Origin of the sequence: Novosphingobium chloroacetimidivorans (assembly GCF_014204535.1) — a bacterium.
Classification (GTDB): domain Bacteria; phylum Pseudomonadota; class Alphaproteobacteria; order Sphingomonadales; family Sphingomonadaceae; genus Novosphingobium; species Novosphingobium chloroacetimidivorans.
This window is the reverse complement of record NZ_JACHLR010000004.1, coordinates 109,430-130,302: the sequence shown is the minus strand read 5'-3', so window position 1 is coordinate 130,302 and position 20,873 is coordinate 109,430. Positions and strand designations below refer to the sequence as shown.

Here is a 20,873-nt window from a genome sequence, read left to right as displayed (position 1 = left end):
TTCCATGATCTGCAAACCGCATCGCCCATCCCGCACGCTGCCGTGGCTGAGATCCGTCGTCACACTCGGCATCGCCGTCATGGGAAGCGCGACAGCGGCGAACACACGCGCGGCTCCGCCACAGACGATCGGCACCATCGACCTTGACGCGCAATTCAACGCATTTCTTGATCGCGCGTACGAGGCGCAGCTCAGCCTCTCCCCTCAGCGTGAGACGTCCGAAGGTGCGAGCAAGGCCAACTACGGCAAGCTCGACGACTATCGCCCGGTTGCCGCACTGCGTGCGCTTCGCCTGCGCGAAAGCCAGGTGCGCGAGATGGACCGTCGCTTCCCACGCGATCGCCTCGGCCCGCAAGCGCGGGTCTCGGCTGATCTGTTCCGCCGCGATCTCGTATCGGCGCGCGAGGCCATGCGCTGGCGTGCCCACGAATATACCTTCACGGCGATCCGCGCCCCGACGACGGACATCCCCTCGTTCCTGATCAACAACCACCAGGTGACCTCGGTCGCCGACGCGCGGGCGTATATCTCGCGCCTGACCGACATCGAGCGTGCGATGGGCGAGATCGCAGCGGACTACCGCAACCATGTCGCGCATGGCGTGATCGAACCCAAGCTCGTCTTCGCGCCGGCGCTCGCCTCGGCCCGCCGCGTCGTCACCGGCGCTCCCTTCGACGACGGCCCCGACTCGGCACTGTGGGCCGACTTCAAGGCCAAGGTTGCGAAACTGGATACCGACGCGGCCACACGCCAGCAACTTCTCGATCAAGGATCCGCGGCCCTGCGCGGCCCGGCGCGGCGCGGCTATGACCGGATCATCGCGGAGCTGGAGGCTGCCAGCCGCAAGGCTACCGGTGACGGCGGCGTAGCGCGGTTGCCCAACGGCAAGGCATTCTACGCGTGGACCGTGCGCGACAGCACGACCACCGACCTGACTCCGCAGCAAGTCCATGCCATCGGCCTAAGCGAACTCGCGAAGGTCCGGGCCGAGATGGAAGCCGTCGCCAGGTCGCTTGGCGGTCGCGGGACCTTGCGTGACTTCCTCGCTCAGATGCGCGCCGATCCCAAGTTCCACTACCCGAACACCGACGCAGGGCGCGAGCAGTACCTGGCGGACGCCCGAGCGGTTCTTGCCGATGCCACGCAGAGGGCGCCGCGGTTCTTCGACCCGGTGCCCAACGCCCCGCTTGAAGTGAGACGGATCGAGAAGTGGCGCGAGGCGACCGCGCCGGTCGCGTTCTACGCCGATGGCTCGCCCGATGGGAGCCGGCCGGGGATCTTCTACGTCAACTTGCGCGATCTTTCGCAAGTGCTCAAGACATCGCTGACCGGCATCGCCTGCCATGAAGGCGTGCCCGGGCATCACTTCCAGAGCGCCTACAGCAACGCCGCGCGAGACTTGCCGCTGTTCCGCCGCCGCGCCGGTTATGGCGCCTGGGCCGAAGGCTGGGGTCTCTACAGCGAGCAGCTGTGCAAGGAGATGGGCGTCTACAAGGACGGCTACTCGCTGTTCAGCCGGCTATCGGGGGATGCGCGCCGTGCCGCCCGCCTGGTGGCGGATACAGGGGTGAATGCGATGGGTTGGTCGCGCGAGCAGGCTCTGGCCTTTCTCAAGGCCAACACGCTCCTGTCGGAGGACGATGCCGAGAGCGAAGTCGCGCGCTATCTGACCGTACCGGGTCAGGCGACAAGCTACATGATCGGCAAGCGCAAGATCATCGAACTGCGTGAGCGCATGGCGGCGGCCTTCGGTGCCGACTTCGACATCCGTCAGTTCCACGCGATCGTGCTGGGCAGCGGCGCCCTACCGCTCGACATGCTCGAACAGCAGGTGGACGACGCCATCGCCGCGCACCGCGCCTCTGTCCTCCAGGCGCAGCCCAGGCGGTGACGTCGGTCGCCGACATCCCCAGCGCGCGCCGGGCTCTGCCACGAGCCCGATTGCTGCTATCCCCGGCCCACGACCAGGGAGGATGCCGATGCCGCGGGTGAAGAAGACGACCGAAGACCAGGGGGAACGTAGCAAGGATTTCCTCGATGCGCTCGATCGCAGCATTCGTGTGATCGAGAAGATGGGATCGGGCAGCCCGGCCCTTACGCTGAGCGACATCGCCAAGATGGCGGACCTGCCGCGCCCGACCACGAAACGCATCCTCTACACGCTGTCGGAACTGGGCTATGTGGGCAATGTCGGCCGCAACTTCGCGCTGACGCCGAAGGTCGTGCGCCTGGCCACCTCGTTCTTCGGAGCTGGCGGCAAGTCGCGCCTCGTCCAGGTGGCGTGCGACGAAATCAGCGAGACCACCGGACAGGCCTGCCTCGCCACCGTCCTCGACGACACTGAGGTGCTGGTGGTCGCCTATGCCATCTCCCAGCAGCTCATGGCCCCTTACCTTGGCGTCGGCGCACGCTTTCCCGCGTTCTGCACGGCGCCCGGTCGGCTGCTCCTTGCCCAGATGGACGACAACGCGCTTGACGCCTTCCTGGCGAAGCTTGAGCCGGTGGCCCAGACCGACGCCACAGTGCTCGACAAGGCAGCGATCCGGCAAGGTATCGTGACTGCCCGCGCGCAGGGCTTCTGTGTGATGGAGGACGAGTACATCGCGGGCTGGTGGGCCGTCGCCTATCCGCTGCGGCGCAGCGACGGGTCGCTGTTCGGGGCCCTGAGCCTCAACTGCAAGAAGTCCCCGGCGACCACCACCGCCGAATTGGGAACCTATGCGAAGCTGTGCGCCGAGCGCGCCAAGGCCCTCGAACCGCAGCTTGGCGACTGACGACCGAATCCGAACTCAAGGACCAACATGACGCGCAAGACAGCCCTTTCGCGACGCCCGCCCCTCGCGCGGGTGCTTCTGCTGGGCGCCGCCACCCTGACCTTCTCGAGCCAAGGAGCGCACGCGCAAGCCATGCCCGAGCCACTCTACGTCAAGGCTGGCCACGTCATGTTAGACCCGGCGGTCGGCACGTTCGAGACGGACAAGACCCTTGTCGTGCAGGATGGCAAGGTTACCGGCATCGTCGATGGCTTCGCGGTGCCGGCGGGCGCGCATGTGATCGACTTGCGCGATCGCTGGGTCCTGCCCGGCCTGATCGACAGCCACGTGCACCTGACCTCCGATGTGGAGGAAGGCAGCGGCCGAACCCTGTCCGCCGCCGCTCAGGCGATGAACGGCATCGGCAAGGCGCAGATCATGCTCAACCAGGGCTTCACCACAGTGGCGGACCTCAACGGCGAAGCCGAGGCGGTGTTCGCCTTGCGCGATGCCGTCGACGAAGGACTTGTCATGGGGCCTCACATCCTGGCGGCCGGCGCGGCGATCGCCGCTCATGGCGGACACGGCGATGTCAACGGCCAACGCCGCGAGGTCGTGCTTGCGTTGCGCAGTCCGTCGGTGTGCTCCGGGGCGGACGATTGCCGCCGTGCCACGCGCGAGATGATCATGATGGGCGCGGACCTGGTGAAAGTGGCCGTAACCGGCGGCGTGCTGTCCAACACCAATGCCGGCCTCGGTCAGCAGTTGACCGACGCGGAAATCGCCGCCGTCGTGGACGCCGCGCACCATATGGGTCGCCGCGTCACCGCGCACGCGCACGGCGCCGACGGCATCGAGGCGTTTCTGCGGGCGGGCGGGGACTCGATCGAACATGGCACCTTCATCGACGCGGAAGGCGTGCGCATGCTGCAGAAGACCGATCGCTATTTTATCCCGACGTTACTGGTGGGAGAGATCATCACGCGTAAGGCCAAGGCCCCGGGACCGGGCGGCATGTCGCCCGCACAGCGAGAAAAGGCACTGGCGGTCGGCCCCAAGATGATCGACGCCGCCCGCCGCGTGCACGCGGCCGGAGCGCGGATCGCGTTCGGCACCGATGTCGTGAGCAATGGGCCGGAGACCGCCAACGCGCGCGAGTTCGTGTTGCTGACGCAGGCGGGGCTTTCGCCGTTGGAGGCGATCCGCACCGCCACCGTCAACGGCGCCGATCACCTCGGCCTCTCGGCGCAGGCCGGCGCGCTGACCCCGGGCCACGATGCCGATCTGATCGCCGTCTCCGCCAACCCCCTGCAAGACGTCTCCATCCTGCAGAAGGTAAGCTTCGTCATGAAAACCGGACACGTCGTGCGCGATTGACGCGCACGACCACGATCACTTCTGCGTGTCGAACACGTCGCTGCGCTTGACGTTGTCCTGCAGCTCGTCCTCGTTCACCCAGTAATAAGGGCCGAACGGCACCACATTGGGCCAGACCTCATCGAGCGTGTCGGCCTGATAAAGCTTGCCGTCCTTGAGCACGTAGCGGATCTTTTCAGTGTTGTGGATGTCGACCAGCGGATCGGCATCGAGCACCAGCAGATCCGCCAACTTGCCGGTTTCGATCGAGCCGATCTCCTTGTCGAGCCCCAGGAAGCGCGCGCCGTGCAGGCTGGCGACTTCCAGAGCGGTCATGTTGTCGAGCGCCGACGCGCTCATCCAGATTTCCCAGTGATCGGCCAGACCGTCCAGTTCGCCGTGAGCACCCATCGCGCTCCACCCACCAGCATCGATGATGTCCTTCACCGCCTGGGCCACTAGCGGATAGCTGTAGTCGGTCGCCGGCCTCAGCTTGCGAGTGCGGGCCGCCTTCATCATCAGCTGGCGCCAGGGAAACCAGTGCCGCAGCTTGGGATCCTTCCACACGTCACTGCGGCTGAACCAATATTCAATCGACGGGGCACCGGTACCCGCCACACCCATCGTTGGCGAAAAGTGCGTGCCCGACTGACCGACGAAGCGCGCGACATCGGAGTAGATCGGCAGTTCGCCGAAAGCGTGCTCCCACCCGGTCTGCCCGTCCATAACCGCGCCCAGATCATCGTAGAGCGAGCGTCCTTCGGAGGTGATGTTGAGCCCGACCTCCCGCGCCGCTTCCACCAGCCACTGCCGCTGGTCGCGGCGGGGCTGCATGTACTGCTTGATGGTGTTGGCGCCCCAGTTGGACATCTTGGTAGCCTCGGCCACCGCCGCGGGCAGATCGTTGATCGCGTTGATGCGAGCCGAATCGTCGGGCAGGAGGTTGTCGCCGGTGGTGTAGGATCGCGGACCGATCATCTCGCCCGCGTCGGTCAGTTCGGCGGTTGGGAAGGCATTCAGGCTGTAGGCCGAGGGGTCCATCGTCGTCGTCACGCCATATGCGAGATAGACCGCCTGCTCGAAGTCATGCCGCGGACGCATCCCGCGCCAGTCGCGATAATGGTGGGCGTGGACGTCCACGAATCCCGGAACAATGGTCTTGCCGCCAGCATCGATCACCCGATCGACGCCAACGGTGCTGCAAGTTCCGACGCAGGTGATCCGGCTGCCCTTCACCACCACGGTGCCGTCGTCGATGACTTTGCGGTCCTGCAGCGTGACAATGTGCGCATGGGTCAGCGCCAGGGTCTTGGTCGAGACGCGCTTCGGCACGCTGACCGCCAGTGGCGTGGTTTCGGTCCTGCCCGTAGCCATATTGTACGCGCGGTATTGCGCACCGGCGCCATATTCGAGCGTATCGGCATTGCGCCAGCGGGGATAGCCGCCGCCCGAGGTCGTCAGCGCCTTCACTCCCGCGGCGGGATCGCGCTTGTCGATCCGAGTGCCCGGCGGCGAGTCCGCTGGTGGCATCGCCATCACATAGACGTTGTCGCCCTCCTGAAACGCCAGCCACTTGCCATCGGGCGAAGGCGCGATCTCGTCGGCGTAAGGGAAGCCGACATGGCGACGCCGGTCGCTCCCATCCGGCTTCACCGACACCAGCGCGGATGGGCCGCCGCCCGCGAAGCGCACCGGGCTGTCGCCTTGCGGTTCGACGTCGGGCCAGTAGATCCGCCCGCCGGGTCCAAACGACGGACGCGGGATCTGGCGGCGCGCCTGGTCGAACAAACTCGCCCCGCTCGGTCGCGCGACCCGGGCGATCGCCTGGCCAGTCGCGCCTTCAGCGCCGGCATCGGCGGGGAAGGTCACCACGTCGAACCAGGCGTCGTGAGTGAGGGTCCGGCCCCGGGCCGTCGCGCCCTCACCCTTCATCACCACCAGCGAGCGGCCATCCGGGCTCCAGATCGGGTTGGCGTACTCACCGGCCTCCGCGGCGATCCGCACCGGAGTGCCGCCGCTTGCGGGCACTTTCCACAACTGCCCGCGCGCCGCGTCGTCCCAAGTCACAAACGCCAGCCACTGGCCGTCGGGACTCCACGAGGGCGCATATTCCAGCGGCGCGAAGTCGCCGGGGGTCACCCGGTGCGGAGTACCCTGCCCGGTGGCCTGAACATAAATGCGGCCCACGGCCTGGAACGCCAGCGCGGTTCCATCGCGGTTGGCGGTGGGCCAGCCGAAGTAACGGGCGTGCACCGCCGCATCGTCGATCTTCACTTCCTTGCGCGCCATCTGCGAGATGGTGCGGTGCACACGAGCAGCGAACGGCACGGTGCCGACGTGCCCCGAGGCTACGTCGAGCCGCCGCAGCTTGCCGCCTTGCGCGATCACGATCGACTTGCCGTCCGCCGCCCAGCGATACCGCGGCAGGATACTGATAATCTTGCCGCCGGACCATCCCATCGGTTCGATCGGATCCATCAGCAACCGCTCGGTGCCGGTCTGGAGATCGCGCAGCCACAAGGCCGAACGTGGGCCGAATTCGTGGCCCTTGAACGACAGTCGACCATCCGGAATCTGGCGCGCAAACGCCAGCCATCGGCCATCGGGGGAAACCTCGGGTGCTACGCCCCCGCCGCTCGACAGACCACCACCCTCGCCGGCGGTGATATCCAGCACCTCTCCAGAGCCAAGATCGAGCCGACGAACCTGGTAGGCGCCGAAGATCGGCTGCTTCTCCGGCGCCGGCATCGTCACCTGATAGTAGAGGTACTTGCCGTCGCCAGACAGGCTTGGCCACGCGGGATCGCCGCCGCTGCCGCCCGGGCGACTGGCGACAAGTTGCTCGCCCTTGCCGCCTTCCTTGGGATAACGCCACAGTCCATCGGATGTCTCGCCGCCGCCGTCGCGCGTGGTGCTCTTGCGCACGACGATGGACTTGCCATCCGCCGTCCACGCCGGTTCGAAGAACAAGGTCTTGAGCCCATAAGCAACAGCGCGGGGGCGCGATCCATCCACGTTCATGACCCACAAGTTGTACTGGCCACCGCGGTCGGTGATGAACGCGATTTCGCGGCCGTCGGGCGAGATGCGGGGTTCCAGGTTGAGCGCGACGCCGCTGGTCTGCGTCAGGCTTACCGCCTTTCCTCCCTTCGTGGACATACGGTAGATGTGGCCGAGCAAGTCGAACACGATCCACCGACCGTCGGGCGAGATATCGACCGACATCCGAGTGCCCTCGGTAGCGACAAAATCGATATTGCGGGTCTTGCCCTTGGGTGCCGTCACTTCGGGCCGGGAGCGCGATGGATCGATCCCCTCCTGCAGGGTGCCCCGGCTTGTGTCCTTGCTCGAGATCGCAGGCTGTGCATGCACAAGGCCGCCGATGACGATACTGCACATCGCGGAACCAAGCAGCAATGTTCTCATCGACCAACTCCAGCGCTCGACGGGCATGCCCAGCCGTCATGTTGCCCATGGGATCGTAAGACCAGCACTGGCTGTCAAGAATTATTCTTTATGTCCGTCTAGCGGACGATTTATCTTGATCGCTCATTACTTCGATTGATCTGATGCGTGCGGTTCTCCTCTGACCGCCCGCGAAGCCTCGATGACCTTTTCACCCTGTTGTCGCGGATCCTTGCCTCCGAACGACAGTCCCAAGCACCGCCATCCCGCTCTATTTACGCACCTGGACGTTAGCTGCGGTTTGCGGATTGGCTGAAATGGCCGGGCGTATCTTGGGTGGCGACGCGAATGGCGCGATGCCCAGGGCACTGTGGATCTCGGACGGATAATAGACGATCCCGCCACGCATCACCATTTGGGGCGTGTAGATCGCGCGGATGTCCTTCGTCGGATCGCCCGCCACAAGCACCAGGTCGGCCAGCTTTCCGCGTGCGATCGTCCCGACGTCGGCCGTGTTCGCGAAATACTCCTCGGCGCCGAGAGTCGCAGTCCGCAGGGCCTCGGCCGGTGAGAGCCCTGCTTTTACGTAGAGTTCGATCTCGCGCAGCAAGGTAAGCCCCGTCCCGTCGTCCGTGCCGGGCAACATCCGGATGCCTTCGTCGTGCGCCAGCTTGATGACCTCCAGCGTCTTGTCCGCACCTTGCTCGTAGGCGAGGCGGAGCGCGGGGTCGCTCTTGTCGACATAGCTGCGCTTTCGGAAGCGCTGCCAGCCGATCGGCATGTGCGTGAAGAAGTTCTCCGCGAAACTCGGCCGCTCGCCGGCATTGGACCGCAGCAGCATTTCCAGGATCACGGCCGTCGTATCGAGCGACGTCCCGTGGCTCTTCATCAGGGCGATCGTCTTGCGCACGGGGGCCGAAGCCAGGTCCAGCGCGCCGGCGCGCGACATCGCGGTCAGCCGCAAGGGCGTGCGGGTGTCCTCGCCCGGCTTGAGGATCCACCCGAGCATCAGCTGATTGAGGTGGGCGATCGCGTCGTAGCCGTCGGTTATCACCCGGTCAGGCGTGTCGAAGGCCGGCACATGCCCGGACACGCGCATCCCGAGGCGATGCGCCTCCGCTGCGACGGGGCGTACCCATTCCGGCGTGAAGGAATTGTAGATCTTGATCTCGGCATAGCCATGGTCGGCGTACCAGTTCACATCGGCCAGCGCGTCCTTGAGCGTGTCGGGGATGAAGCCGTTGCGTGCCGAGAAAGCGCTACGCCCCTCAAGGAACCCGGACGGGACGATCCGCGGCCAGGCGATCTCGCCCGCGTCGATCCGATCGAGAAGCTCCTGCAAAAAGCGATTGTCGTTGCCCATGTCGCGCGTGGCGGTGATGCCGGACGCCAGATAGAACAGGCCCATGTCGAGCGTCGAATGCGAATGCATGTCGTGCAGCCCGGGATAGAGCGTGCCCCCCGCCCCGTCGATCACCGTTTCGCTCGTCTGCGCAAACGGTGCGCCTTGCGGCTCGACCCGCACGATCCGGTCGCGCATGACGACGACCGTGGACAGGGCAGAGCGCTGGCCCGATGCCGGATCGAACACATGCACGTTCTCGATCCGGATCGGACCGGAGAAGCGGTGCGCCAGCTTGCCCTGCAGCGCTTTGACCCGCTCCAGATCGAGATCGCCGGCCAGCTTGGCGAGCGTTGGAACCGCCTTTTCGTAGCCCTTGCGGATGGTCATGTCGCCGCCGCCGGCGTCCGCGTCGAATACAGCGAACAGGCCGCCCTTGTCGTCGAACAGGACATAGGTGGGCGCAAGTTGCAGGCCGGTGACGCGGTACACCGCTGCCGACACCGGCGCGAGGCCTGCCGTCTTGTCGCCGATGCCGACATCGCGCACCTTGCTTACCATCAGCTTTCCGCCTGGCAGAACCGGCACCTCTTCACCGCGTGCCGCGATACTGGCGCGCGCATAGATGGCCATGGCGAACGGGCTGTCGTCGTTCAGGACGTACAGCGGAGGCTTGGTGGCCTTGACCGAGCCGGCATCGGCCTGGCTGTGCCAAGTCGCCAGACCGGACTTCCAGAGGTATTGCTCCTCCACCTTGCCGCCCATGAGCGAGGTGCCCGTGACGCGATACGAAAGCGGCACGCCGCTGGCGTCGAGATCGATATCCTCGTGATGCTTGGGGCCACGGCCATTGTTGTCGACCCGGTAGTCGACCGACACGTGGTTCCCCTCCGTCACCGCGTCGAGACTGCCGACGATTTCGCCGCCCGACACGATCGAGAGGTTGTCCTGCGTGGCTGCGTCGGCAATGCCGGGCAAGGCCAGCAGGATGCCCGCGCCGAACAACGCGAGCCGCGAGGGCAAAGTCAGCCGTTGTGAAGCGAGGGTCATGCGGGCTCCTCAATCTGCGCATGGGCACGATGGACGTGAGCGGCGGCGGCAAGGTCCTGCACGACGTGTCCGAGCGACTTGTAGAGCGTGATCTGCTCAGGGCTCTGGCGGCCCGCCACCATGCCGGCGAGCACTTCGCCGATCTCGCCGACGACATGCGCGTCGTCGACCAGCCCGGCCTCGCGCGCTACGGCCAGCTCCGAGGCCTGGACCAGCGCGCTCGGCCGGTAATCCGCGAAGTAGCGGCTGGCGACGACCAGCGCGGAGTCCGCCTCTACCGGACCGAGGAAGCTGGAGCCGACGAGATTGACGTGGGTGCCGGGCCGCACCCATTCGCCCAGCAGGATCGGCTCGGCCGCGCTGGTCGTTGTGCAGATCACATCGGCGTCGCGCACGGCTGTGCGGGCATCGGCCAATGCGATCACAGGCCGGCCCAATTCGCCTGTGAGCCTCTCGGCGAGGCTTTGGGCATGCGGGAAAGTGCGGCCCCAGATACGGACCTCGGCGAAGTTCCCAACATGGCGGTGCGCCAGCACATGCGCCCGCGCCTGCGTACCGGTTCCCATGACCGTCAGCACTTGCGCATCGCCACGCGCCAGAGTGGCAGTCGCCAGCGCACTGGCGCTCGCAGTGCGCAGGGTCGTGACCGCTTCGGCATCGGCGAGGCATTCGATCGCGCCCGTCTCGCCCGAGAACACCGCGATCACGCCCCGGTGGCGCGATCGTCCCTGACGCTCCTTGTCGGCGAAAACGCTGACGAGCTTGGCGCCGAACCCGCGCGCGCGATCGAGCGCTCCGGGCATGATCGCGAAGAGCCCCTGCTCCTCCAGCTCGATGATCTGCCGCAGCGGCTGTACCGCGTGGCGGGTAGACAGAACCTGCATGGCCTCGCGCAACACGCCGACGCAGGTCTGATAATCGAGCGCCTTCTCGACTGCTTCGGCATCGTAGTAGGCAATTTCCATGAGGTGATTTCCGTATCGAAAAGGCGCGGCAGCTTTGGCCCGGGGTGTCAGCGCGGTGGGACGGCCGCCGGCTCCGGTGGAAAGAGGATGTCCGCGCCGCCCTTGCCGATCCGCAGCCGCGTTCCGTAGGATGCGGACAGCTTTGCCAGTTGGCGAAGCATAGCCTGTTCTTGGGCGCCTGAGGCCAACCGCGGCAATCCGTCGTCATTGCCCTTGCTGCTGGTCAACGTGGCGCCGCGCACGCGCACCGTCATCCGGTTCGCAGCATCCATCGACACCACCGGCACGATGGTGTGGAACCAACCATCCGGAAAGTTCATGCGCTGGCCGGCGGGCGTCGTGTAGCTGCGCTGTCCGCCGAAGCTGAACACGAGACTGCCCAGCGAATAGAAGATGGGCCGCCCGCGATAAACTTCGATGCCGTTCACCACATGCGGGCCGGTGCGCGTGACCACGTCGGCTCCCGCATCGATCGCGGCGCGGAACACGTCCTTGAGGATCGGTGCCGGGCGGGTATCTTCCGCACTCGGCTCCTCGTTGGCGCGGTGGAGTTCGAGCGGCGCGAAGGCGGCGGGCGGCATGGTTTCGTCCCGGCCCTCGGTCTGGTGCGCATGGACCGCCAGCACGACGACCCGTGCCTGCTTGCGCGCCGCACGCACCGCCCCCAGTACGGCGGCGAGGTCGGTGGGATCGGCTTCCCAGACAACGCTGTCGCCATCGCCCTTGCGAAAGCGCTGGTCGCTGATGCGGATCTCGTCCGGCCGATCCGGGACCGGGATCGCCAATGGACCGGCGGCACTCACGACCGAGCTGTAGCGCTCCGGTGTCAGCACCCGGACAGGCTGGATACGCAGCACGCTGATGCCCGGCCGATCGAACGTGCGGCCTCCACGCTCCACCGGAGCGCCCGCGACCGACATCGGCGTGAAGGAGGTCGCGACACTGACCAGTGCGATCCGGCCTTTCGCGGTGTCGAAGTAGGCCGCGCGCCGCGCCGCTTCCTCGGTCCGACCCGCGCCAGCTTGAGTGAGGCCGTTCGCCGCGGTCGTCGCCAGGGTCGCGAGAAGGCCGTCGTAGGACCAGTCGGTCGCGTGATTGTTCGCCTTGGAAACAAGGTCGAGGCCCATCGTCTTTGTCAGGTATGGCATGTTTGCGGGAGGAATCACCGGATAGCCGCCGCCATTCTCGGCAGCGGGCACGCCGGTGAAGGTACTCAGGTCGAAGCTCGATCCTTCGAAGTTGGCGATTGCCGCATCCGCGTTGCGGAAGATCGTGTTCACTGCGGCGATGTCGGGTGCGGGCTCGCCCGTCTGGACCTGATATGGCCCGATCAGGTCCCCACCCAGGGCAATGGTGAGCGTCGATGACGCGTCCGCGAACGAAGCGGCAGGCAGCGCAATCGCCCCGATGATCGCGGCCGTAATGCGGAGCATCGCTCGGACATGTTTCAAGATCGTGTTCCCGAGGAAGTGCGAGTCGATGCGCCAAGTCGCCTCAGCGACGCTTGGCGCCGATCTCGTCGAGGTAGTTGTAGATCGTGAACTTGGTGGTTCCCAGTCGCTGGGCGACTGTCTCGACCGCACCCTTGATGAGGAACAGCCCGCGCGCGTTCATGGCGGAAACCGCGGCGACCTTCTCCGCCTTGCTCATCCGCGACACGCCGACGCCCGACGTCGCGATCGCATCCTGGACGATCTCCTCGATCAATCCGTCGATGGTGCTGGAAGCCACGTCTTCGCTACTTTCCGCCGGGGCGGCCGGCGACATGAAGTCGTTGAGCTGCTGGCGCAGTTGTACGATCTTGTCGGTATCGACGTTGACGCACAGCGCCCCGGCAGGCCTGCCGTCGGCGTCGAATACCACGACCGTGGATGAATCGAGACCACGTCCATCCCGTGTGTGCGAGACATAGTTGCGCATCACCCGGGTCGAAACCGAGCCGGTATTCTCGCTTGCACCGATCAGCGCCTCGAACCCGCGATCCTCCCTCGGGCCGGCCAGGATCGACTGGTTGCGCAGGCGCCCGCTGACCTGCCCGTTGACGATCCCGACGATCGAGGAGTCCGGCCGGGTCATGTCGTGAACGACGAGCTCGGTGCACGAGTTCACGTGATCGCCCAGGATCTCCAGCACCGCGCCCAGCACGTTCATGATCGCCGCATGGTCGAGGCTGCCTGCCTCGGCTTTCGTCATCTCAAATCCTCTCGCCGATCCGGGTCGGCACCCAGCCTCGCCACCGATCCTGCCGATGGCAAGAGGCTGGGTACAGGCATCATGGTTCAGAAATCGCGCGCCACGGTCAGGCCGAAGCTGCGCGGCATGACGTAGAGCGCGTTGGGCGTGCTCGTGCCGTTCCGGTCGTTGATGAAGGTGACGCCGCGCTTGTCGAACACGTTGCGCACGTAGACGCTCAGCGACCAGACCTGATCGAAGTCGAGCCCGGCGCGCAAGTCGACGGTCGAGTAGCCGGGTATCTCCAGACGCGGGCGCGTGGCGAGGTTGCTGACCAACCCGCCGGGTCGGTCGCCGACGTGGGTGAAACTGGCACCCAGGGTGGCAGTCAGGCGATCGTTCAGCGGCAGCGTCTGGTCAGCCGACACGCTGGTGGTGAACTTGGCCGTGAACGGCAGGTCGGTGCCGGAACGACCGACCAGGCTGCCCTCGCCCAGGTCGACCAGCGTCGCCGTCAGTTCCGCATCGGTCAGTGCGAAGTTGCCCGAAACGGTCATGCCCTGCCACGGCGTCAGATTTGCGGAGAACTCCCAGCCCCTGCTGCGCGCAGTGTCGCCATTGGCGGTGAAGGTCAGTCCGGACTCCGCCGTGCCGCCCAGTTGGATGTTCTTCCAGTCGATCTGGAACAGCGCGGTATCGATGGTCAGCACGCCGGGAACGACCACGCCCTTGAAGCCGACTTCGTAGTTCGTCACTCGGTCCGGCCCGTAGCTGGACGTCACCGTGGTATCGATGTTCGGGCCGCCGGGGCGATAGCCGGTCGCGATCCGGGCATAGACCATGATGTCGCGCGAGAAGTGGTAGGTGGGCGAGATCAGCCAAGTGAAGGCATTGTCCTTCGAGTTCGCCGCAGTCACGCTGCTGGGCCCGAAGAACACCGCGGCTTGCGGCGTCGTGATCTGCGCGGACGAGGACGTCCGCTTGTTCTGTGCGTAGCGGCCGCCGAACTGGACCTCGAACTTGTCGGTCAGGTGCACCGTCGCGTCGGCGAAACCGGCATATTCGCGGTACTTGTCGGGGCCTTCGGCGATATACGGCACCACGGCCTGGCCACCGCTGGCATCGGCCAGCGTGAGCGACTGATCGACGCCCGAATGCTCGACGGTGTAGAAGCCGCCGACCAGCCAGTCGACGATGCCGACGGTGCCGGTGGCGCGCAGCTCCTGAGAGAACTTGTGCGTGTAATCGGCATTGTCGATCGTCACCGATCCGCCGGCGTATGCCGCACCGTAGGAGAAGGGACGCAGGAACAACGGGCGGAAGGTGCTGGTGACATCGTTCGACAAGCTGTTGTCGGACCGGCTCCAGGCCGTGATGGAGGTCAGCTTGACCTGATCCAGGTCCCATTCGCCCCTGGCGCTGTACATCTGGTACTTGGCGTTGTTGAACGAATCCAGGCTGTTGAGCGTCAGGTCGCCGAAGACCGGATCGGTGGTGACGCGCGCGGTCGGATCGGTCTGGCACGCCCTGCAGATCGGCACGCCGCCCGAGCTGGTCGACAGGTCGCTGTTGATCGCCTTCTGCTTCTGGTAAAGCCCGGACAGCACGAACTTGAGATTTGGCGCGGGCTGGATCAGCGCGGCGGCTCGACCACCCCAGACCTTGCGGGTGTTTGTATCCCTGGCGTCCCGCGCGCGCGCATTGACGTTGTCGAGCCAGGCTGCATCGTCGCGGTAGAAGCCGCTTGCGGTCACCGCCAGCCAGTCGGTCAGAGGCGCGTTGACCGAGCCGCGCGCGACCCACCCCTCGTTGCCGTGCGAGATGTGCGTGCCGCCCACTTCCACGCGGCCGCTCAGCTTGTCGAGGCTGGGCTCCTTCAGCACGTACTTGATCAGGCCACCCAGGCTCGATGCGCCGTACAGCGTGCCCTGGGGCCCGCGCAGCACTTCGATGCGCTGCAAGGTGCTGCCATCGAAATCCGGGATCGGCGTCTGGCCGCCATCGGTCGAGCCGCCGAACTGCACGTCATCCACCAGCACCGCCAGCGTCGGGCTGCTGGCCGCACCCGTGGTCACGCCGCGCAGCGACAGCGCCGCGATGCGCGGGCCTGAGAACTGCAGGCCGGGGATGCGGTCGAAGTAGTCCGAAATGCGGTTCAGGTTCTGGCTCGTCAGCGTTTCCGAGCCGATGGTGCTGATCGCCAGCGGCACGTCGATCTGGCGCTGCTGCCGCTTCTGGGCGGTGACGATGATTTCCTCGCCCGTACCGGCGGACGCGCCGGTGTCGTTGGCGCGCGATGCGTCCTGTGCGTGCGCGGAACCGGATACGCCCACCATGAGCGCGAACAGCGATGTGGAGATAACTCGATCAAGGCGTGTCATTGCAATCCCTCATTTTTTCGAAAATTGCACCAGCCAGGCTCTTGCCTGTGCCCGTGCGTGTTCACTCCCTGCGTGAATTCGTGTGGTTCAGATGCCGCAACTTCGCGTGTCCGCACCCGGGACAAGCTCCCACTGGCGTGCGTCCACGGTCTCGCCCCGCGGCAGATATTCGATATCGAAATCGCGACCGTCGCGGCGGACATGCAGCTTCAGCCTGGCGCCCTGCTCGCCCTGGATCTGGTCTTGCGGAACCGGAACCAGGATCTCGTCGCCATCCTTGAGGCCGGCGGCCGCTGCGGCGCTTCCGGCCGTGACGCCGCGCACGATGCGCCGAGGCTCGGCCAGGACCGCGCTGTCGAAGCCCAGCTCGTAACGGCGCATCGGCCGGGTCGTGCTGCGAAAGCACGGCCCGAATGCATCGGAGGCGGGCACCGGGGCCTTGCCGGCCAAGAACGCCCGAAATTCCTGCACGGCCGACGCGCCAAGTTCGGCCTCGAGCAGATGCTCCCAATCGGCGTTTGTGGTGGTCTTACCCGCCTTGTTCAGCGCCAGCATGGCCAGCATTAGGTCATCGACCGAACGCTTGCCGCCCGAGCGCTTGCGCACCTTCTGATCGACGTCGGCGAAATAGAGCATGCCGCGATCGTAGGGCAGCGTGCGGATGCGGGTGTCGGCCCAGAAGCGCTTGGGCACCTCGCCGTTGGGCGCGTCTCCCATGGCACTGGTGTAGTAGCGTCCGGCATGGAAGTTCAGGTCTTCCAGGAACTTGGCGGGCGTGATCAGCCCGAACCGCAACGGCAGCCGCCGCTGGTAGAACGTCGCCAGCCCCTCGCCGAACCACGAGGATTCCAGCCCGGCCGGCTCCTCGATGTAAGGCGAGAACGTGTGGAACATCTCATGCGCGAGAGTGGACTTGACCTCGTCGACATCGGAGCCATGCAGACCGGGCTTTCCGAAGGTGGTCACGAACGAATGGTAAAGGCCGACGCCGCCGCCGGCGTTGATCGGGTTGTAGCGCAGGAACACGCCGTACTGCGGCGGCTCCTTCTGGCCGAAGAACGCCGCGTAGCGATCGTACAGGTCGCGCGTCCAGCCCATCAGCGCCTGCGCATCGAACGGCGGCGTGCCCTGCCAGGCCGCGAAGAAGCCCCGCTGCGGCGTGGGCCAGGGCCATGTCCCGATGCGCCCGGCCATGTAGTAAGCCATGCGCAACTGGCTGGCGTTCAGCGGTTCGGATGCGGTCGCATTGCCGCCGCCATAGGAACTGACGCCCTTGCTACCGGCGGGCAGCTTGGACAGATCCCACTTCACCGTCGTTCGGTATGCGGCATTTCCGGGAGGGAGCAGCAGGAAGATGTGCCCCGCCCCCGACGTGGCCTGACCATCGTTGCTGAACGCAAACGGAGGCGCCGCGCCGCGCGGCGGCAAAGTCGCATGCGCCGGCACCGTATAACGCACCGTCAATCGCCCGGAAACCGCGCGCACGGCGTTCCACTCCCGCATCTTCCCGCCGATCTCGGCGTCGCCCGCGGCTTGCACCGGGCGCTCGACATCGTGCAGGACGAGCGCGATGGGACCCTTGGCGTCGCGCGCGTCGACCCGGGTCAGGCCGGTCGCGACGGTATCGACGTTGCTCGACACCAGGGGTATCTGCAGCAGCGGAGCGTCCGCCCCGGCCGTGACGCCTTCGAATACCAGCGTCACATCGATGGCCTCGACCTTGCCGGAGACGGCACGGGGAGACAGGTCGATTTCGAGCGAGGGCCCAATTGGGCCTGCCGCAGCCATCATGCCTGCAATGGTCAGAACGAAGGCCATCATCGTGTCTTCCACAGCTGTCCAGCAAGGGCGCCCGGCTCGAATTGAGGAGGCGCAAACGCTCCCGAAAACACCTTCGATAGAGCTTGGAGATGATCTTGGCCGGCTTCCGGATCGCCAGGATCTGTGCCTGCTGCAACAAAAATGTCAACGGTTTTTTGAAACCACTTCCAAAGTGTTGAACTTATCATCCTCGATGCGCGCGCGATGCGCCCCCTCGATCTTCAGGCGGCGAAGCTCACCATCCTGCGTCGAAGGCCGCGTCCGAGTGCGCGCGAGCCGCTCGGCACCGCTGGCGCATTTCGCCCAGGGCACGATATGGCTGGCGCGCAGCAGCGCGGGCTCGGTGATGCCGGTGAACGGCAGGCATCCCAGTAGTCGATCAGCGCGGCGCGGAAGAGGCCCTGGCCGATGCGCCGGCGCACGATGCGGTCGACTTCGGTATGCCCCAGGCCGGCCACTTCGGCTTCGAACTGGGTGACGAGGAACCCTCGGGCACGCACTCATGGCAGGCGCTTGAGGTAGTCCTCCAGGTGCGCTGGATCGAAGGCGACGCCGTCGAAGAAGCGGTTGGGTTCCAGCACCATCTCGCCTTGCTGCGTGCTCACGGCGGTGCGCTGCATCAGGCTGCCCTCGACCTTGGAGCTGGCACCAGGCAGCGGTTCGCCCGTCCCCATCAACGCCGAACGGTAGATGTCGGGGCGGAATACGCGCGCGGCGCGGCGGGCTTCGTCGGCATCGAACGGCGTGCCGTCCCACCGCACCATCTGGGTGTAGAGCCACTCGGCCTGACTGACCCACGGGAAGTTCGCCGCCTCGCGGTACTGGAACATGAAGTCGGGATAGTGCACCAGCGCCCCGTCTTGCGAGAGCAGCAGCCGGTCCGAGATCGCGCGGCGGATCAGTTCGGCGCTACCGTCGAGGTATTCGGCCCGGGCGAGGATCGCGGCGTTGGCGTCCCAGTTCACCGGGTCGACGAAGTGCGCCGCCGCCTTGCACAACGCGCGGATCAGCAGGCGGACGGCGTCGAGCTTCTCCTCGAGCACGCTCTCCTTCAGCGCCAGCACCTTCTCGACGCCGCGCCGCCAGATCTGCGCCGTGGCGAGGACGATCTCGCCCGCACCCTGCTCCACCGCCACGCTGTTCCATGGCTCGCCCACGCAGATGCCATCGACCTCGCCCGCCCGCAGCGCATCGGCGCAGAACGGCGGGGGAACGGTGGTGATCTCGACATCGTGGTCCGGCCGGATGCCGCAGCCGGCCAGCCAGTAGCGCAGCATGTAGTTGTGGCTGGAATAGCGGTGGACCACGCCGAAGCGCAGGCGATCGCCTCCCGCACGCCGCTCGTCGGCGATCTTGCGCAATTCCGCGCCGACGTGTGCCGCCGCGCCCAAAGTGTTCTCCGGACGGACGCGCCGCGCGATCTCGGGCCGCATGGTGATGGCGTTGCCGTTGAGGCCGAGCACGAAGGGCACCGACAAGGGCTGGGCCGGACGCCCTCGCCCCAGAGTGGCGGCGATCGCCAGTGGGGCCACCATGTGCGCCGCGTCCGAGTGGCCGTAAAGCAGCCTGTCGAGCACCGTTGCCCAGCTCATGTCCTTGACGAGGCGCAGCTTCACGCCCGCCTCCTCGGCAAAGCCGTGCTCGTGGGCCAGGATCGGCAGGCAGGCATCGACCAGCGGCAGGAAGCCCAGGACCAGCTCTTGGGACATGTCAGGCGCCTCCCATCAGGCGATGCGCGGTGATGATCGCCTCGGCAATATCGATGATGCGCTTGCTCTGGCTCATCGCCGCGCTGCGCATCTCGGCGTAGGCTTTCGGCTCGGGGAGCCCACGACTATCCATCAGGATGCGCTTGGCCTTGTCGATCGTCTCGCGCTCGGCAAGCTTGCCCTTGGCTTCGGCCAGATCCTTTTGCAGCCGCGCGAAGGCGTTGAACCGCATGACGGCCAGATCGAGGATCGGCTTGATGCGGTTCGCCGCGAGCCCGTCGACCACGTAGGACGACACCCCGGCCTCGACCGAAGCGGCGATCGACTCGTTGTCGCTCTCATCCACGAACATCGCGATCGGCCGGTCGAGCACCCGACTGACGGCGAAGTATTCCTCCAACACGTCACGGCTCGGATTACCCAGGTCCATCAGCACGATGTCGGGCGCGATCTCGCCGATTCGCGCAACCATGCCGCGCCGTTCGGTCAGCACGAATATCTCGCACTGGGGCAAGGCCGCCAGGCCTTCTCGGATCACCGAGGCGCGGGCAGCGCTTTCATCGATGATGGCAATGCGCATTCGGCCTTTGTGCAGTGCAGCATGGCTATGAGCAAGGGGCGAGTGGTCCGTGGACCCGCTATCCTCCGACCGCGGCCGATTGGATGCCCGAGACGATCGCCCCGGCGCCGAACAGGATGAAGACGCCGATGATCACGGTCGCGCCGAACCGCCAGTTCATGCGGCCGGTCAGCATCATGAAGCCGACCGCGGCCACGGCCATCACCGCCACCGCGGTCGCGACATTGCCCAGCAGCGTGCCCTGCAGCCAGCCGAGCGCGGCGACGATCGGCCCGCTGCCGGCGGGATCGCGGGTCACCGCCTGGGCGAGCGCGGCCTGCGGAGCAGCGGCGAACAGTCCGGCAATGACCGTGAGGAGACGACGCGCGCTCACTTGCGCACCGGATCGGTCAGGTGCGACATGATCGAGGCGACATAGAGCTGTGTCTCGCGGATAGCGGGTATGCCCCCGGCGCGCTGTACGCGGGCAGGTCCGGCGTTGTAGGCGGCCAGCGCACGCTCGATATCGCCGCCGAAAGCATCCAGCTGCATGCGCAGATAGCGCGCGCCGCCTTCCAGGTTGGCCATCGGATCGGCTGGATTGACGCCCATCTGGCGCGCCGTGCCCGGCATCAGCTGAGCAAGCCCCTGAGCCCCGACCGGCGAGCGCGCGGCGGTGTTCCAGCGGCTCTCCTGCCAGACGACCGCTTCGAGCAGAGTCGGGCTGATGTCGTACTTGGCCGCGAGCTCGGCGACACGGGCGCGAAAACGCTCGGGACCGGCGGCATCGGCGACACCGGTGAACGAGGCGGGGTGGAAGCCGGTGCCATCGGGCAGCAGCTCGATCGTGTCGCCATCGACCGCGGCAATGCTGACCTCAGGCTCCGGCATCACGGGCCCGCCGGCGACCCATCGCGCGCCCTCGCTCTCGATCTGGAGAACATCGGCGCTGGCCGATACAGGCGCGGCGACCGCCGCAAGGCCCAGCATCGCCGCGATGACATGCATGCTCTTCAAAGGAATGCTTCCCCGATCCGCAACTCGTTCCCGCGGCCCCATTACCGCAAGCGCGCCATGCGGCTCAAGCCACTAAAGGCAGGTTGCGCGACGGGTACGGTCATTCCGGCTCAGGAGATACGCGAAGCGCGCGCACACCAGACAGGCGCGGCTTGGCCACGCCCCGGACGGCCGAGAACACCACCAATGGAAAGGATGGTGCTGCTAGGGAGGATTGAACTCCCGACCTCACCCTTACCAAGGGTGCGCTCTACCACTGAGCTACAGCAGCGTGCATCCGGCGAACGAGAAAGGGTCCGCCAGGCAGGCGCGCCCTATCGTCTCGGCGGCCTGGAATGTCAAG

15 protein-coding genes and 1 tRNA gene are annotated in these 20,873 nt (G+C 66.2%); 3 read left to right on the top strand and 13 right to left on the bottom strand.

The genetic code is table 11. The features are described 5' to 3' along the window. Positions 1–4 precede the first annotated feature (4 nt). The 3 genes from HNO88_RS06220 (at position 5) to HNO88_RS06210 (ending at position 4,130) form a co-directional block, all read left to right on the top strand. Complete coding sequence (locus tag HNO88_RS06220) at positions 5–1,891, top strand: DUF885 domain-containing protein (RefSeq protein WP_221419855.1); 1,887 nt, start codon at positions 5–7, stop codon at positions 1,889–1,891. Between the two features lie 88 nt (positions 1,892–1,979). Continuing rightward, positions 1,980–2,774 carry an IclR family transcriptional regulator domain-containing protein gene (locus tag HNO88_RS06215; RefSeq protein ID WP_184243225.1) on the top strand — a complete coding sequence of 265 codons (795 nt, stop codon included), beginning with the start codon at positions 1,980–1,982 and terminating at the stop codon, positions 2,772–2,774. 27 nt (positions 2,775–2,801) lie between these two features. Continuing rightward, positions 2,802–4,130 carry a metal-dependent hydrolase family protein gene (locus HNO88_RS06210; protein ID WP_184243224.1) on the top strand — a complete coding sequence of 443 codons (1,329 nt, stop codon included), beginning with the start codon at positions 2,802–2,804 and terminating at the stop codon, positions 4,128–4,130. A gap of 15 nt (positions 4,131–4,145) precedes the next feature. Here the strand turns inward: HNO88_RS06210 and HNO88_RS06205 are convergent, their stop codons facing one another. The 13 genes from HNO88_RS06205 to HNO88_RS06145 form a co-directional block, all read right to left on the bottom strand. Then, positions 4,146–7,535: an amidohydrolase family protein gene (locus tag HNO88_RS06205; RefSeq protein WP_184243223.1), complete on the bottom strand. Its 3,390-nt coding sequence runs from the start codon at positions 7,533–7,535 to the stop codon at positions 4,146–4,148. 250 nt (positions 7,536–7,785) lie between these two features. Then, positions 7,786–9,906: an amidohydrolase family protein gene (locus HNO88_RS06200; protein WP_184243222.1), complete on the bottom strand. Its 2,121-nt coding sequence runs from the start codon at positions 9,904–9,906 to the stop codon at positions 7,786–7,788. Then, positions 9,903–10,871 carry an ornithine cyclodeaminase family protein gene (locus HNO88_RS06195; RefSeq protein ID WP_184243221.1) on the bottom strand — a complete coding sequence of 323 codons (969 nt, stop codon included), beginning with the start codon at positions 10,869–10,871 and terminating at the stop codon, positions 9,903–9,905. Before HNO88_RS06195 ends, HNO88_RS06200 begins: the two co-directional genes overlap by 4 nt. A gap of 47 nt (positions 10,872–10,918) precedes the next feature. Further along, positions 10,919–12,304, bottom strand: a complete 1,386-nt coding sequence (locus HNO88_RS06190; protein ID WP_184243220.1) for a CapA family protein — start codon at positions 12,302–12,304, stop codon at positions 10,919–10,921. 61 nt (positions 12,305–12,365) lie between these two features. Beyond that, the gene (locus HNO88_RS06185; RefSeq protein ID WP_184243219.1) at positions 12,366–13,064 is read right to left on the bottom strand and encodes a helix-turn-helix transcriptional regulator; all 699 of its coding nucleotides are present in this window, start codon (positions 13,062–13,064) and stop codon (positions 12,366–12,368) included. 86 nt (positions 13,065–13,150) lie between these two features. Next, entirely contained in the window at positions 13,151–15,424 is a 2,274-nt protein-coding gene (locus HNO88_RS06180) for a TonB-dependent receptor (RefSeq protein WP_184243218.1), read from the bottom strand. 87 nt (positions 15,425–15,511) lie between these two features. Beyond that, positions 15,512–17,245, bottom strand: coding sequence for a M61 metallopeptidase family protein (locus HNO88_RS06175; protein ID WP_184243217.1), 1,734 nt, complete (start codon positions 17,243–17,245; stop codon positions 15,512–15,514). Between the two features lie 221 nt (positions 17,246–17,466). After that, positions 17,467–17,745, bottom strand: a complete 279-nt coding sequence (locus HNO88_RS06170) for a hypothetical protein (RefSeq protein WP_184243216.1) — start codon at positions 17,743–17,745, stop codon at positions 17,467–17,469. After that, positions 17,746–18,954 (bottom strand): ABC transporter substrate-binding protein, encoded by a 1,209-nt coding sequence (locus tag HNO88_RS06165; RefSeq protein WP_184243215.1) that lies wholly within the window; start codon positions 18,952–18,954, stop codon positions 17,746–17,748. A gap of 1 nt (position 18,955) precedes the next feature. Next, complete coding sequence (locus HNO88_RS06160) at positions 18,956–19,534, bottom strand: ANTAR domain-containing response regulator (protein WP_184243214.1); 579 nt, start codon at positions 19,532–19,534, stop codon at positions 18,956–18,958. A 58-nt stretch (positions 19,535–19,592) separates the two neighbouring features. Further along, positions 19,593–19,907, bottom strand: coding sequence for a TrbC/VirB2 family protein (locus HNO88_RS06155; RefSeq protein ID WP_184243213.1), 315 nt, complete (start codon positions 19,905–19,907; stop codon positions 19,593–19,595). After that, positions 19,904–20,521 carry a lytic transglycosylase domain-containing protein gene (locus HNO88_RS06150; RefSeq protein ID WP_246381269.1) on the bottom strand — a complete coding sequence of 206 codons (618 nt, stop codon included), beginning with the start codon at positions 20,519–20,521 and terminating at the stop codon, positions 19,904–19,906. The genes HNO88_RS06155 and HNO88_RS06150 overlap by 4 nt, the downstream gene beginning before the upstream one ends. A 205-nt stretch (positions 20,522–20,726) precedes the next feature. After that, a tRNA-Thr gene (locus HNO88_RS06145) sits at positions 20,727–20,801 on the bottom strand. Between the last annotated feature and the right edge of the window lie 72 nt (positions 20,802–20,873).